The 10,647-nt window shown below is 41.6% G+C and carries 13 protein-coding genes and 3 pseudogenes; 11 read left to right on the top strand and 5 right to left on the bottom strand.

Features of this window, described 5'->3' with window-relative positions; translation table 11 throughout:
* Window positions 1-198 precede the first annotated feature (198 nt).
* Window positions 199-644 (bottom strand): annotated as a pseudogene (locus KH943_RS06865) (hypothetical protein); the annotation flags it as partial.
* Between the two features lie 78 nt (window positions 645-722).
* Here KH943_RS06865 and KH943_RS06860 point away from each other — a divergent pair.
* The 11 genes and pseudogenes from KH943_RS06860 to KH943_RS06810 form a co-directional block, all read left to right on the top strand.
* Window positions 723-1,895: an AAA family ATPase gene (locus KH943_RS06860; RefSeq protein ID WP_304109360.1), complete on the top strand. Its 1,173-nt coding sequence runs from the start codon at window positions 723-725 to the stop codon at window positions 1,893-1,895.
* 8 nt (window positions 1,896-1,903) lie between these two features.
* Complete coding sequence (locus KH943_RS06855) at window positions 1,904-2,107, top strand: hypothetical protein (protein ID WP_005640647.1); 204 nt, start codon at window positions 1,904-1,906, stop codon at window positions 2,105-2,107.
* Window positions 2,100-2,621 carry a host-nuclease inhibitor Gam family protein gene (locus KH943_RS06850; protein ID WP_046067728.1) on the top strand — a complete coding sequence of 174 codons (522 nt, stop codon included), beginning with the start codon at window positions 2,100-2,102 and terminating at the stop codon, window positions 2,619-2,621. Before KH943_RS06855 ends, KH943_RS06850 begins: the two co-directional genes overlap by 8 nt.
* On the top strand, window positions 2,621-2,842 hold the full coding sequence (locus tag KH943_RS06845) for an ANR family transcriptional regulator (RefSeq protein ID WP_046067727.1): 222 nt from the start codon (window positions 2,621-2,623) through the stop codon (window positions 2,840-2,842). Before KH943_RS06850 ends, KH943_RS06845 begins: the two co-directional genes overlap by 1 nt.
* The gene (locus tag KH943_RS06840) at window positions 2,839-2,997 is read left to right on the top strand and encodes a hypothetical protein (RefSeq protein ID WP_165590249.1); all 159 of its coding nucleotides are present in this window, start codon (window positions 2,839-2,841) and stop codon (window positions 2,995-2,997) included. Before KH943_RS06845 ends, KH943_RS06840 begins: the two co-directional genes overlap by 4 nt.
* Window positions 2,994-3,401, top strand: a complete 408-nt coding sequence (locus tag KH943_RS06835; RefSeq protein ID WP_046067726.1) for a hypothetical protein — start codon at window positions 2,994-2,996, stop codon at window positions 3,399-3,401. Before KH943_RS06840 ends, KH943_RS06835 begins: the two co-directional genes overlap by 4 nt.
* 45 nt (window positions 3,402-3,446) lie before the next feature.
* Entirely contained in the window at window positions 3,447-3,926 is a 480-nt protein-coding gene (locus KH943_RS06830) for a hypothetical protein (RefSeq protein ID WP_304109338.1), read from the top strand.
* Window positions 3,902-4,276 carry a hypothetical protein gene (locus KH943_RS06825; RefSeq protein WP_304109336.1) on the top strand — a complete coding sequence of 125 codons (375 nt, stop codon included), beginning with the start codon at window positions 3,902-3,904 and terminating at the stop codon, window positions 4,274-4,276. Before KH943_RS06830 ends, KH943_RS06825 begins: the two co-directional genes overlap by 25 nt.
* Window positions 4,273-4,659: a regulatory protein GemA gene (locus KH943_RS06820; protein WP_304109334.1), complete on the top strand. Its 387-nt coding sequence runs from the start codon at window positions 4,273-4,275 to the stop codon at window positions 4,657-4,659. The genes KH943_RS06825 and KH943_RS06820 overlap by 4 nt, the downstream gene beginning before the upstream one ends.
* A pseudogene (locus tag KH943_RS06815) lies at window positions 4,659-5,033 on the top strand (Mor transcription activator family protein); the annotation flags it as partial. The gene KH943_RS06820 and the pseudogene KH943_RS06815, both read left to right, overlap by 1 nt.
* A gap of 374 nt (window positions 5,034-5,407) precedes the next feature.
* Window positions 5,408-5,521: pseudogene (locus KH943_RS06810) on the top strand (IS3 family transposase); the annotation flags it as partial.
* 274 nt (window positions 5,522-5,795) lie between these two features.
* Here KH943_RS06810 and lolA read toward each other — a convergent pair.
* The 4 genes from lolA to fldA form a co-directional block, all read right to left on the bottom strand.
* Window positions 5,796-6,422 carry an outer membrane lipoprotein chaperone LolA gene (lolA, locus tag KH943_RS06805; RefSeq protein WP_288320249.1) on the bottom strand — a complete coding sequence of 209 codons (627 nt, stop codon included), beginning with the start codon at window positions 6,420-6,422 and terminating at the stop codon, window positions 5,796-5,798.
* Between the two features lie 91 nt (window positions 6,423-6,513).
* On the bottom strand, window positions 6,514-9,366 hold the full coding sequence (gene polA / locus KH943_RS06800; RefSeq protein ID WP_304109327.1) for a DNA polymerase I: 2,853 nt from the start codon (window positions 9,364-9,366) through the stop codon (window positions 6,514-6,516).
* Between the two features lie 223 nt (window positions 9,367-9,589).
* Window positions 9,590-10,036, bottom strand: coding sequence for a ferric iron uptake transcriptional regulator (fur, locus tag KH943_RS06795; RefSeq protein ID WP_005706201.1), 447 nt, complete (start codon window positions 10,034-10,036; stop codon window positions 9,590-9,592).
* A 47-nt stretch (window positions 10,037-10,083) separates the two neighbouring features.
* Window positions 10,084-10,608 carry a flavodoxin FldA gene (gene fldA, locus KH943_RS06790; protein WP_304109324.1) on the bottom strand — a complete coding sequence of 175 codons (525 nt, stop codon included), beginning with the start codon at window positions 10,606-10,608 and terminating at the stop codon, window positions 10,084-10,086.
* Between the last annotated feature and the right edge of the window lie 39 nt (window positions 10,609-10,647).

Here is a 10,647-nt window from a genome sequence, read left to right as displayed (position 1 = left end):
GTCCACTGCTTTGCAATTTTTAATAGTGGTGTAAGGTGTTGCAACCCAAAAATAAAGTGAGTGATTTGTAGTTTGGATAAAATCTGCGTCTAAAGTAATACCTAAATCATCGCTAATTAAGTAGTCGAATAGTGCCATTTTGTTGAAGCTAGAAGACTAAAACAAAGGCTTCGTGATCACGTGAAGCCTTTTTCATAGCTAAAATTTATAGACTAAATTGTCCTCGTACGCCACTTGGTAGTTCAGCTTGGCATTGATCGTATCCGCTCGGCATTCTCAAACGCCTGACAATTATCCACCTTGTCTTCCAACATATAATTCACAAATCGAATAAACTCCGACTTCGTCGAGCTAAAAAACACATGCGGCGGACGAGTGATATTGACCAGTCGCAAGAAGTCAATCAAGTCAAAATAGGTGGCTTGTTTGTAACTTTCTTGTTTGGTACAAAGGTAAGTCGGATCTAACACAAACAAGGCTTTCGGGCCGTTGGCATACTTTGGCAGCAAGGTATGAAATGACTTGCGTACAACTTCTACGCCGTCCAAATAGCCGTCCGCACTTGGGTAATCGCTTAACTGCACACAATGCCAGAAATCTTTACGATATAAGTCTTCAAGTGAGCCGACACGCTCACACTTGAAACTATTAGTGGCGTGATTGCCAAAAATCTCCCCTAACCCCTCTTTACAAAAAAGGGGAAATTATTGAAGGAGCATTTTATGCTGAAGTTAAAACAGGTGCTGATTGATAAGGGCGTGAGCTTAAGGCAGTTAGCACAGATGATGAATGTGTCGCCTGCAACCATTTCTCAGTTGATAAACCATAATCAACGGGTGCGGGAGTGGGCGGCATTTGAGAAGAGTTTAATAGCGTCTTTGCAAAAGATTGGGATAAACCAACCGCTTGCCGAGCTATTGAAAGATGAAGCGACAGGGGAAAGTTTGGCGACCGAGCCTGCCGCTTCAGCCCTTAAAACAACAAAAGAAATTAAGGACGAGATTATGTTACTCGCAAAACAGGCTTTATTTCCAGCCACTAAGAAACATTTTTTATTACCGATTGACCCTTTTTCCGTCGATATTCGCTCGGCTGATGAAGTTTTCGTCACCAGCGACATTCGTTATGTGCGGGAGTCGCTTTATCAAACCGCCAAGCATGGTGGTTTTATGGCGGTGGTGGGTGAAAGTGGTGCAGGTAAATCCACACTCAGACGGGATTTGATTGACCGCATTCGTGCCGAAAACGCTCCGATTGCGGTGATTGAGCCTTACATTATCGCGATGGAAGACAACGACATCAAGGGCAAAACGCTCAAAGCAGCCCATATTGCCGAAGCGATTATTTCCACCCTTGCCCCACTGCAAAGCGTGAAGCGTTCGCCTGAAGCACGTTTTCGCCAGTTGCATCAAGTGTTGAAAGAAAGCTGTAAATCGGGCTATTCGAACGTGCTAATCATCGAAGAAGCGCACTCCTTGCCAATTCCGACGCTTAAACACTTGAAACGCTTTTTTGAGTTGGAAGATGGCTTTAAAAAGCTGATTTCGATTGTGTTGATTGGTCAGCCTGAGTTAAAGCTGAAACTTTCCGAACGCAACACCGAAGTCCGCGAAGTGGTGCAACGCTGTGAAGTAGTGGAACTCGCGCCCCTTGATGCGGAGTTGGAAAACTATGTGGCGTTCCGCTTGGCTAAAGTGGGCAAAAAATTGAGCGACATTTTTGAAGAAGATGCGTTTTTAGCGGTGCGACAACGCTTAACGGCGGTGGGAAGAAATAAAACCACCACCAGCTTGTTATATCCGCTCGCAGTAAATAACTTGCTAACTGCGGCGATGAACTTGGCAGAAAGTTTAGGTGTGCCGAAAGTGAACGGCGATGTAGTGATGCAGGTTTAGGGGGCGATATGAGAAAAACAACCTTAATTTTAACCGCATTTTTGTTGGCTGGCTGTGATGACGGAATGATACAAAAGCAAACGTGGGCGTATGCCGAACTTTGTATCAGCGGTGTAGTTTACCTCCGCTCGCCCAACGGCAGCCTAACCCCAAAAATTAACGCAGATTTTTATCCTTATACTTGCCAAAAAGGAGTAACAAACAATGGCTAAACGAGCGACAAGAGTAAAAAGCGAAGTACAAGAAATTGCCTTGCAAACCCAAGATGAAGTGGCGTTGGCGATTAAACAGATCGGCGATTTAGAGCGTGAGCAGGTACGATTGACCACCCAGCAAGCGGATGAGAAAGCAGCTGTTGATGAAAAATACACGGCACAATTGACTGCGCTGAAAGAACAAGTGAAGCCGTTACAAAAGGCGGTGCAAGCGTTTTGTGAAAGTCGTCGTTTAGAACTCACTAACGGCGGCAAACATAAGACGGCTTACTTTACCACCGGCGAAGTACAATGGCGTGCCAAACCGCCGAAGGTGGGGATTAGTTCGATGGCGAAAGTGATTGAAAATATCAAGAACTTGGGGCTGTTTCAGTTCTTACGCGTGAAAGAAGAAGTGAACAAAGAAGCCTTGCTTGCTGACCCGAATAACGCCAAGGCGATTGCAGGTGTGAGTATTCGGGAGAATGAAGAAGAATTTATCATCAAACCGAATGATGAGGAGGTGCGCTAATGGGGCGAAGACCGAAAATCGACCGCGATGTGCTAGAAGAAGTCTATCGCGAAGCAACGGAAACCGCAGCAGCAATGGAACGTTCGGGCAATTATGCCCGAGCTAGTGAATTGTGGGGAGAAGCAGCAAAGCAAGCGGTAACACTCAAACAACGTGAGTGGTGCAACACGCGCAAAACCTACTGCAAAACATGGCAAGGTAAACGGGAGAAAAGACAATGATTTCCACACTAGAAGCCTTAAAAATGCAACTTCGCCAAGCGATTATTCAGCTGGAACAGGCTGAAAAATCACTGGATAAAGAACAAATGGAATACGCCAAAGTGTATGTAAGTAATGCGAAGGGGATTTTGATGAAAATGGGGGTAAGAATATGACGGCACATTATTTGACCACAGTTTCTATTGGCGTTTGTCCAACAACAGAAGAACTAAGCTTTACGATAGGTGCTAAACATTCCGCTAAACTGCCAAACAAAGTTAGAACCATAATAACTGATTTGATGACAACAATACCTATTGTCGTAACAAAAGGCTGGTATCAAATTATTCGCTTAGTACCTGAAGCAGATAAAGGCTTCACAGCTGACCTTCACTTTAATTTCTTCCTTGATGAAGACAATGATTGGGCTGTAAATGGACAAGTTGAAAATAAGGACGGCATTGAGCCTGTATTAATGGGAATGGCAAAAATGATTTTTACCGATGATCCTGTTATTAAATCCTTACTGGAAGATGATGACGAGCCTGAATATATTCAGCATTTTGACCCAACTTGTTAAACCAAACCGCCTTCGGGCGGTTTTCTTGTATTAGGAGAACCGAAAATGAAAGTGAAATGTAGTGCGTGTGGAGCGTTGCATTCGTTGGACGCGTTGATTGCCAACAAAGCAGCAAGTGATGCCTTAAATGCGGCATTGTTGGTGAGTGGTGAGTTAGGCGAAGCCTTAATTCGTTATTTGGGGCTGTTTCGTCCTGCGAAAAGTTCGCTCACGTTCGACCGTGTGGCAACCTTGCTGGGCGAACTCACACCGATGATACAGGCTAAGACTATCAAACGTGATGGGAGTGAGTTTCCTGCACCGCCTGAGGCGTGGATTTATGCCATTAACCAAATGATGGCGAGCCGTGTCAATTTTACCCTGCCGATGAAGTCGCATGGTTATTTGTTGGAAATTATTGCAGGCTACAAGCCTATCAGCACAGCGGTGGCTGTGCAAAATCCTGAGCAAAATCGACCGCTTGCAAGTAATAAAATGAACGCAATTAAAGGAGCGTTGGAATGGGGCAAAACAATCAATGGCTAAAACCTGTGCTAGCTCAAGGCGTGGCAATGTTATTGCTGTTACGCCTAAAAAATTCGCCAACGGAAGATGTGATACAGCCAACACTGGAAGCATGGTATCGGGTAATCACTTATAAAAAGTCGTGGGATATGGAGTTGGATAAGGTGCGGTTTGAGACGGCATTTATGACACTTGGGCAAACTTGTGATTGGTTTCCTACGCCAAAACAACTGCTAGAAGCCTTGCCACAGCGTGAATATCCTGAGCTTCCGTCACCACCGCCGAAAAGTGTGGAGGAAATGGCACAGGAAAAGGCAAAAATGGAAAGTAATTTACAACGATTGAAAGCAATTTTAAGGGGTAAACAATGAGAAAACGATTATTACAACTGGTGCATATTGGGAAAAGTCAGTTAGGAATGGACGATGAGACTTATCGAAGTCTATTATCTCAGCAATTCTACCAAAATTCTGCGAAAAATATAAGCTATTCAGAGCTAGTGAAACTGGTCAAAATATTGCAACAAAAAGGTGCAAAAATTCGCTTACCGCATGATGTTTCACAGCTTTCTGCCGTTCAGCGGAAATTGTGGGCAGTATGGAAAGCAGTGGCTGAGGAAAGTAGTTCAACAGCGTTGAATGCGTTTGCTGCTCGATATTATGCGGACGTTACAGACTGGCGTGAGCTGGATAGTGAGCAAACGGCATCTATTATTGAGCAACTAAAACAGTGGAAAAAACGAGTAGGTAAATGATGAATGAAGCCAAATTTGACAATAATGACTTTCAAACCAAAGCCCCTGATTTATTGGCAGATTTGGCGAAATATACGGTAATGGCGGTGCGTGAATGTTACCCCGAAATGGACGCGGAAACTGCGGAAAATATCGGCATGATTGTAGCATTGAAGACGGGCTACAACTGGGGCGGTTTGAATGTGTATGTGCCGAAATCAATGTCGCTTTTCGCCTGTGAGCGTGAAAAGCAAATTTTCAATAAGTTCACCGGCAATAATCACGCCTATCTTGCTAAGAAGTATGGTTTATCTTTGCAATGGATCTACAAAATCGTCAAACGCGTGCAGAAAGAAGAAATTGCCAAACGACAGTTCGATATGTTTGTCCAATCACTAAAAAACAAACCCAGTGACCGTAAAAAGTCACTGGGTTTTCTTTTTCTCTATGTGTAACTCTATTTCATTTCGCCTTTTTCATTTCTTCCCACTTCATCCAAATTTTTCCCATTTATGTTGGATTATTTTTAGTAGTTATGTTGGGTGGGTTTATAATTGGCAAGCGTTTGATAATTACGATCGAATTGTGGTTAAAGCATCTGCTTCCAAAGATGGGATTTATGAGGATAATATGATTTATAGGTTCTAAATTTAAACCCTCTTTAAAGCTAATTTAAAGAGGGTTTTTGCATTTTATTTTGCATGGGGTTTTGGAGATTAGCTATGCAAAATAATTTGCGAAACTATGCAAAGATTTTTGCGAGCTTACACGAACAGCTGGAAAAACGATCCACGAGTATATTCATTATTACAACCATGAGTGCATTCAAGTAAAATTAAAAGGACTGAGTCCGATACAATATCGAAAGCAGTCCTTTAAATAACAGTCTAACTTTTTTGGGGTCAGATCATCGTAAGGTTCGGGGTTTTTGTTTTTTATTACTTATAGCTTTTCTCTAGATAACTAGCTATACAAAGTCTGGCTATAAAAATCTGTAGAAGAACAGACCTAATCTGACAAATCACACTAAAAAGTGAGAGTTTCCAGTTTAGAAAAAGAAAGGATAAACAAAAGTGTTGGTTTTTAAATTAATCTGACAGGCACAAGTTTTAAACGAGAGACTGTCAGATTGGGTTTGATCTTCTACACTTAAATCATTATTTCTTACGTTGATCATCCACTTCAGCACCTTTCGGTACACTGAACTTGAATAAATCGTTAGATAAATTTGATGATGCAATATTCCGTAATAAATAGAGATTACTTTGCCCATCGCGTTCAATAGTACTAAAGCCTTTCATTACGCCATTTGCATCAATTCGCACATCAAACTGTTTAATACTGCTTTTTTTCGCTTTTGGTTTTAATACGAAAGTATCGGCATTTTGGGTCACATCATATTGATCCCAATGGCTTTTATTATTGCTGGTTAAAAGCACAAATGGCGTATTATTCACCGCATCTTCAACTGTATTTACGGTCACTTGTGAAACAAATGGATCATAGAACCATAAATTTTTGCCATCAGAGATAATCTGATTTTCTTGCGGTTGTTGGGTATCCATTCTAAACAAGTTCGGGCGTTTTACCATAAACTTGCCTTTACCTGATTGAATTTGTTTACCTTTGCTAGAACGTACGGTTTGATCGAAATCCGCGCTATATTGGGTCACTTTTTCCAAACGGCTTTGCAATTCTGCCACCGCTTTTTCATCCGCCCAAGCGGTTGAAATTAGCGAAAAAATTGCAATACCAAACAACGATTTTTTGAATAATGTGTTCATTGATTTTCCTTTTATATTGGGAATGAATTTGCTCGTTTGACAACTGGGAAATAAAAAGTTTCCCGTTGTACTATTAGACTAGTATTAAAAACTAGTGTGCTTCATCCCAATTATCGCCCACGCCCACATCTGCAATCAATGGTACGTGCAATTTTATCGCTTTTTCCATTTCCATCTTAATTAACTGGCTGTAATGTTCGACCATTTCCGCTTTCACTTCAAACACCAATTCATCGTGTACTTGCATAATCATTTTGATGTTTTCATCCCCCAGAATTTCTTTATCAATACCAATCATCGCAACTTTGATAATATCTGCTGCTGTGCCTTGCATTGGTGCGTTGATTGCCACACGCTCTGCCGCTTTGCGACGCATTCCGTTACTTGATTTAATCTCTGGCAAATATAAGCGTCTACCTAAAAGTGTTTCCACATAGCCCTGCTCTGCAGCTTTCGCTTTAATATCGGTCATAAATTGCAATACGTTTGGATAGCGATTGAAATAAGCATCCATATAGGTTCTAGCTTCTTGGCGAGAAATGCCGAGCTGGTTCGATAAACCAAATTCTGACATGCCATAAATTAAGCCGAAGTTAATCGCTTTTGCATTGCGACGTTGTTCGTTAGTCACTTCTTCAAGCGACACACCGAAAATCTCCGCGGCTGTTGAGCGGTGAATATCCTTGCCCTCCGTAAAGGCTTTTAGCATTCCTTCATCGTGGGCAAGATGTGCCATAATGCGAAGTTCAATTTGCGAGTAGTCCGCTGCCACAATTTTGTAGCCTTCACGAGCAATAAAGGCTTGGCGAATACGTCTGCCCTCTTCGTTTCGAATTGGAATATTCTGCAAATTCGGATCACTCGAAGAAAGTCGCCCTGTTGCGGTTACTGCCTGATGATAAGAGGTATGTACTCGTCCTGTTTTTGGGTTAATCATCTGCGGTAATTTATCAGTATAAGTCGATTTCAACTTGCTCAATCCACGATGTTCTATCAACAATTTTGGCACGATATGCCCTTCTTGAGCCAATTCGTCCAACACTTCCTCGTTAGTTGAAGGAGCACCTTTTGGTGTTTTTTTCTTCACAGGCAAACCGAGTTTTTCAAACAAAATTTCTTGTAGCTGTTTCGTAGAAGCCAAGTTAAACTCCTGCCCCGCAGCTTGATGCACTTCTGCTTCCACTTCCGCCAAACGCTGTTCAATCTCTTGGGATTGTGCCAACAATTTTTGCGGATCAATCAATACACCATTGCGTTCAATATGCGAAAGCACACGCACCAGCGGCATTTCAATCTCGTTAAACAGTTTCAACAAAGTCGGCGTTTTTTCAAGCTCTGGGAACAAGGTTTGATGCAATTTCATCGTTACATCTGCATCTTCTGCCGCATATTCAGAGGCCACATCTAACGCAATTTTATCGAAGGTCAGCTGATTTTTACCCTTGCCCGCAATCTCTTCAAACGCAATAGTTTTATGTCCTAAATAACGTTCTGCCAAGTCGTCCATATTATGACGCCCTGTGCTGTTTTGGGTGTAAGATTCCAGCATTGTATCAAACGCCACACCTTGTACTTCAATGCCGTGATTAGCAAACACCGTTAAATCATATTTAATGTTCTGCCCGATTTTTTTGATCTGCTCATCTTCTAAAATCGGCTTTAATTGTGCTAAACAAGCGGTTAAATCAAGCTGATTTTTTACTAATTCATAGCCCAAGGTTGCAGTGCTTTCTACAAACAAATCGCCCTGCCCCGCTTGTTCGCTCACTTCTTCTTTGTGAGTCAATGGAATATAGCACGCCTCACCAGAAGCTAGTCCAAATGAAATCCCTACAAGCTCTGCCGACATCACATCCAACGCATTCGTTTCGGTATCGACTGCAACCAATTTTTCCGCTTGGATTTTCTTTATCCATTTTGCAAGTTGTGCTTCTGTCGTTACCGTTTCATATTTCGAACGGTCAATTTCCACTTTTGCAAAACTTTCCTCTTTTTCCACCGCTTGCGTTGCGGCATAATTGTTCGGCATACGCTCTTTGGTGCTAGTCGTCACAGGATTTGTGCCATTCATTACCTCATTGAGCCATTTTTTGAATTCATATTTGCCGAAAAGCTCCACCAATTTATCGTGATCTTGCGGTGAAGTAGTGAGTTGATCGTGAGTAACGCCCAACTCAACATCAGTTTTAATCGTTGCCAATAAATAAGAAAGATCCGCCATCTCTTTTTCAGCTAACAATTTTGGTGCGAAGGTTTTTGCCCCACGAAAACTAAGCTCGGCAACTTTATCTAAATTTTCATAGATAGTTTTAATCGAGCCAATACCCTGCAACAAGGCAAGTGCGGTTTTCTCGCCCACGCCTTTCACGCCAGGGATGTTATCCGACGAATCGCCTTGCAATGCAAGCCAATCGATTACCAATTCAGGCGGAATACCGTATTTCTCAATCACGCCTTCGCGGTCAAGTAAGGTATTATTCATCGTGTTGATCAGCATAATATGATCGTTCACTAATTGTGCCATATCTTTATCGCCTGTGCTGATTAGAACGTGCTTGCCTTCTTTTGCAGCTTGCACTGCAAGCGTACCGATCACATCATCGGCTTCCACGCCTTCAACCGAAATCAGCGGAATCCCCAATGCCTTAATAATGGCATGCAATGGCTGGATTTGTGAACGTAGCTCATCTGGCATCGGCGGACGATGCGATTTATATTGTTCAAACAGCTCATCACGAAAAGTCTTACCCTTCGCATCAAATACCACCGCAATATGGCTCGGCTCAACTTGTGAAATCAAACTTTTCAACATATTTACCACACCATACATCGCCCCCGTCGGCTCGCCCTCTCGGTTAGTCAACGGTGGAAATGCGTGAAACGCACGATACAAATAAGAAGAACCATCCACTAACACCAGTGGATTTTGTGCAATAGTCGCCATTCAAAACTCTCTTGATAAATGCTTAGATAAAATTGTGGGTATTATAACGAAAACAAGCGGTTAAATCTTGTGGGAGTTGTACGGATAATTAAATATTTGAAAGCTAAATTATTTGGTAATTTTCAACCAGATTTGATTAGACGTGTTGCTATGATAGGAGTGAAGAAAGGCATATAGTTGATTAACCATTTGGGCTATATGCCTTTTGTTTACTATATTTTTTCTATTTCTTCTCTTTCGTTTCACAATGACTAATATCTTGGCAATTACCGTAAAGATATAAACTATGAGTTGCGAGTTTCATACCGTGTTTTTCACTGATTTCGCGTTGGCGACGTTCAATATCAGGATCTTTAAATTCAAATACTTTACCGCAATCCATACAGATAATATGGTCGTGATCTTGTTCAATATTCAATTCAAATACAGCTTTATTGGCATCAAAGTTATGACGAACCAAAATGCCCGCTTCTTCAAATTGATTTAATACTCGATAAACGGTCGCTAAACCAATATCAGATTCTTTTTCAAGCAGAAGTTTGTAGATATCTTCTGCTGAGAAATGTTGCATCTGTTCACGAGTTTCCTGCATTAACGCAAGAATAGTTAAGCGTGGTTCAGTGACTTTTAAACCGACACTTTTCAGTAATTTAATATTTTCATCAGACATCACTGTCACCTTTTGTCCTCATTCAATGTTATTTCTATATTCAATTATTAGGCTAATTGGTTTAAACACATCTCTTCATTAAGCTGTTTACACCAAGCTTTCACGCGACCTTCGGTTAGTTCAGGTTGCCTATCTTCATCAATGCATAAACCTACAAAAGTTTCATCATTAATGACCGCTTGTGAGCTTTCGAAGTTATAGCCTTCTGTTGGCCAGTGCCCGACAATGACTGCACCATTTTCTTCTACGATGTCACGGATTGTACCCATTGCATCACAAAAATATTCCGCGTAATCTTCTTGGTCGCCACAACCGAAAATACCGATAACTTTGCCTGTAAAATCAATTTCTTTCAAGGTTGGCATAAAATCATCCCAGTCTGCTTGAGATTCGCCGTAATACCAAGTTGGGATACCGAATAATAAGAAATCATAGGCTTCAATATCTTCTTTCGTACTTTTTGCAATGTCACGAATATCAATTAAATTTGCACCAATCTCTTTTTGAATCATCTTAGAGATGTTTTCTGTATTACCTGTATCGCTACCGTAGAATAAACCTACTACTGCCATATTAATTACCTACCTGTTATCATTATCGGCAAGATTGCA

Source organism: Haemophilus parahaemolyticus (assembly GCF_018373095.1).
Classification (GTDB): domain Bacteria; phylum Pseudomonadota; class Gammaproteobacteria; order Enterobacterales; family Pasteurellaceae; genus Haemophilus_A; species Haemophilus_A parahaemolyticus_A.
This window is presented reverse-complemented; position numbering and strand designations above follow the sequence as displayed.

Coding starts and splice junctions, on each gene's coding strand:
- KH943_RS06860 (WP_304109360.1), top strand. CDS start 723: ATGCTGAAGTTAAAACAGGTGCTGATTGATAAGGGCGTGAGCTTAAGG.
- KH943_RS06855 (WP_005640647.1), top strand. CDS start 1,904: ATGAGAAAAACAACCTTAATTTTAACCGCATTTTTGTTGGCTGGCTGT.
- KH943_RS06850 (WP_046067728.1), top strand. CDS start 2,100: ATGGCTAAACGAGCGACAAGAGTAAAAAGCGAAGTACAAGAAATTGCC.
- KH943_RS06845 (WP_046067727.1), top strand. CDS start 2,621: ATGGGGCGAAGACCGAAAATCGACCGCGATGTGCTAGAAGAAGTCTAT.
- KH943_RS06840 (WP_165590249.1), top strand. CDS start 2,839: ATGATTTCCACACTAGAAGCCTTAAAAATGCAACTTCGCCAAGCGATT.
- KH943_RS06835 (WP_046067726.1), top strand. CDS start 2,994: ATGACGGCACATTATTTGACCACAGTTTCTATTGGCGTTTGTCCAACA.
- KH943_RS06830 (WP_304109338.1), top strand. CDS start 3,447: ATGAAAGTGAAATGTAGTGCGTGTGGAGCGTTGCATTCGTTGGACGCG.
- KH943_RS06825 (WP_304109336.1), top strand. CDS start 3,902: ATGGGGCAAAACAATCAATGGCTAAAACCTGTGCTAGCTCAAGGCGTG.
- KH943_RS06820 (WP_304109334.1), top strand. CDS start 4,273: ATGAGAAAACGATTATTACAACTGGTGCATATTGGGAAAAGTCAGTTA.
- lolA (WP_288320249.1), bottom strand. CDS start 6,422: ATGAACACATTATTCAAAAAATCGTTGTTTGGTATTGCAATTTTTTCG.
- polA (WP_304109327.1), bottom strand. CDS start 9,366: ATGGCGACTATTGCACAAAATCCACTGGTGTTAGTGGATGGTTCTTCT.
- fur (WP_005706201.1), bottom strand. CDS start 10,036: ATGTCTGATGAAAATATTAAATTACTGAAAAGTGTCGGTTTAAAAGTC.
- fldA (WP_304109324.1), bottom strand. CDS start 10,608: ATGGCAGTAGTAGGTTTATTCTACGGTAGCGATACAGGTAATACAGAA.